Source organism: Secundilactobacillus sp. MJ173, assembly GCF_059704265.1.
In genome coordinates this window covers 1-1354 of record NZ_BAAKGN010000016.1, presented here as the reverse complement: position 1 = coordinate 1354, position 1354 = coordinate 1, and the positions used below count along the sequence as shown (strand labels likewise).

Here is a 1354-nt window from a genome sequence, read left to right as displayed (position 1 = left end):
TTTAATGATTGTAAATCTAATATTGGTTTTACAATAAATGAGAAAGCTATAGGAGAATAGTACAAAATTATGATATTAAGGCTAAATAGCATAATTTATCGTGAATTAATTGTTCTTTCTTGATGACTGTGTGCTTAAAATTGCTAATCATTCTTTTATCCAGAAAAGTCGTATCATTGTAGGATAGAATAATTAGAAGGTAATATATGCACTTATTCCATTACTTTATAAATGAAAACGCTAACTTAATATTCTAACAACTAAAAGTTACTGTTTTTGTAGGGGGGATTTGTTGAGATTTAGGAAGGTTACTACTGGGAGAATCTGATTCAGACGTTGGTTTATGGGTGAAGTAAGTTTTCCTGTACCTAGTACCTAAGACGTCTATCATAACGAATGAATAGTGAGTGTAATAGGAGGAATGAACAGTAACTGTTTTGCTGTAAAAAGATATCAATCTTTGTAAAGTGGTGCTTATATCCTATTCTGTAGTCTTATAAGTCTGGTAAAAGATATCACAAGGTTAAAGTTAGGCGTTAAAATTTCCATATCAGCTGATAGCTTATAAGCAGTGATTTATATGAATTTCATTAAAAGGATTTTTGGGCTAAAGCCATCCCGTATAATATGAGGGACACCTCACCTTGGTGATTAAATTCAATAAGGCGGAACCCCTGATGTTACTCACCTATAAAGTCGAAATTAAGCCGACTGAAAAACAAGCCTGGCAGATTGATTGTCATATTGGTGGCAGTCGTTGGGCCTATAACCTGTTTTTGGATATCAACCGGCAGCGTTATGAACAAGGTTATCACTACATGGGCGCTTATGAGTTCAGTAAGTGGTTTAACCATGAATATCTTGAAGCCAATCCTGATGATATGTGGATCAAGGAATTATATGCCAAATCGGTTAAACAAGCCTTTATCGATGCTGATACGGCTATGAAACGCTTTTTTAAGAAATTGAGCGGTTTCCCACATTGGCGCTCGTTTAAACGCGGTCAGGGTAGTTACTACTTTGTTAAAAACGGTAAAACGCAAATCATTCCCTGTCAGCGTCACCGAATTAAGTTGCCGAAGCTTGGCTGGGTACGTTTGAAAGAGTTTGGCTACATTCCGACAGACTCAGAACACTTTGTTATCAAACAAGGTCGGATCAAATTCAAAGCTGGTCGGTATTACCTGACCTGTTTGGTGGAACAGGCCGAACTGCCAAAGTTAGAACTGACCGGTGAGTCCATTGGCATTGACCTTGGTTTAAAAGAGTTTGCCATTTTAAACAATGGCACTTTGTATCACAACCAGAATAAAAGTAGTTGGATAAGACGCATCAGAAAACGTCTGCGACGGCT

1 protein-coding gene is annotated in these 1354 nt (G+C 37.1%); it reads left to right on the top strand.

What is annotated here, in order from left to right:
• Positions 1-677 precede the first annotated feature (677 nt).
• A partial coding sequence (locus AC6H04_RS02310; RefSeq protein WP_497570167.1) for an RNA-guided endonuclease InsQ/TnpB family protein occupies positions 678-1354 on the top strand: 677 nt, incomplete at its 3' end.